1 rRNA gene is annotated in these 1,247 nt (G+C 53.8%); it reads right to left on the bottom strand.

Going from position 1 to position 1,247, the window contains the following annotated elements:
- Nucleotides 1-74 precede the first annotated feature (74 nt).
- A 16S ribosomal RNA gene (locus tag BUB27_RS00005) occupies nucleotides 75-1,247 on the bottom strand; the annotation flags it as partial.

The following is a 1,247-nucleotide window of genomic DNA, read 5'->3' as shown; positions in this document are numbered from 1 at the left end:
CGTGTTGCAGACTTGGTCAGGGTTCATCCCCGACGTTAGCCTTCGACCTACGCGTTTAAGCGTTTTCTCCGTAGAAAGGAGGTGATCCAGCCGCAGGTTCCCCTACGGCTACCTTGTTACGACTTCATCCCAGTTACCAACTACACCTTAGGGCCCTGCCAATGTTGACGCAGGCACTTCGGGTGCGATCGGCTTCCATGATGTGACGGGCGGTGTGTACAAGACCCGGGAACGTATTCACGGCACCGTAGCTGATGTGCCATTACTAGCGATTCCAACTTCATGGAGGCGAGTTGCAGCCTCCAATCCGAACTGAGCCCAGTTTTGTAGATTTCCTCCACCTCGCGGTCTCGGTTCTCATTGTACTGGGCATTGTAGTACGTGTGCAGCCCTGGGCGTAAGGGCCATACTGACCTGACGTCATCCCCACCTTCCTCCCAGTTGATCTGGGCAGTCTGGCTAGAGTCCTCAACTTAATGTTAGTAACTAACCACAGGGGTTGCGCTCGTTGCCGGACTTAACCGAACATCTCACGACACGAGCTGACGACGGCCATGCAGCACCTGTGCAAGGCGTCCGAAGACTCATCGGCTTTCACCGAATTAGCAATGCATGTCAAGCCCAGGTAAGGTTCTTCGCGTTGCATCGAATTAAGCCACATACTCCACCGCTTGTGCGGGTCCCCGTCAATTTCTTTGAGTTTTAGTCTTGCGACCGTACTCCCCAGGCGGTGCGCTTAACGCGTTAGCTCCGGCACAGATGGGGTCGAACCCACCTACACCAAGCGCACACCGTTTACTGCCAGGACTACAGGGGTATCTAATCCCTTTCGCTCCCCTGGCCTTCGAGCCTCAGCGTCAGTAAATGTCCAGTAACCTGCCTTCGCCGTTGGTCTTCCTCTCGATATCTACGCATTTCACTGCTACACCGAGAATTCCAGTTACCCCTCCATTACTCTAGCAAGGCAGTATCGGATGCAGTTCCGGGGTTGAGCCCCGGGATTTCACATCTGACTTACCATGCCGCCTACGCTCCCTTTACGCCCAGTGATTCCGAACAACGCTCGGGACCTTCGTATTACCGCGGCTGCTGGCACGAAGTTAGCCGTCCCTTCCTCTTATGATACTATCAAACATACATGCTATTAACACATATGCCTTACTCTCATATGACAGGAGTTTACGACCCTAGGGCCTTCATCCTCCACGCGGCGTTGCACCATCAGACTTTCGTCCATTGTGAATGAT

It is taken from the genome of Rubritalea squalenifaciens DSM 18772, assembly GCF_900141815.1.
Lineage (GTDB): Bacteria > Verrucomicrobiota > Verrucomicrobiia > Verrucomicrobiales > Akkermansiaceae > Rubritalea > Rubritalea squalenifaciens.
The sequence above is the reverse complement of the archived record's forward strand: the minus strand, read 5'-3'. Positions and strand labels throughout refer to the sequence as shown.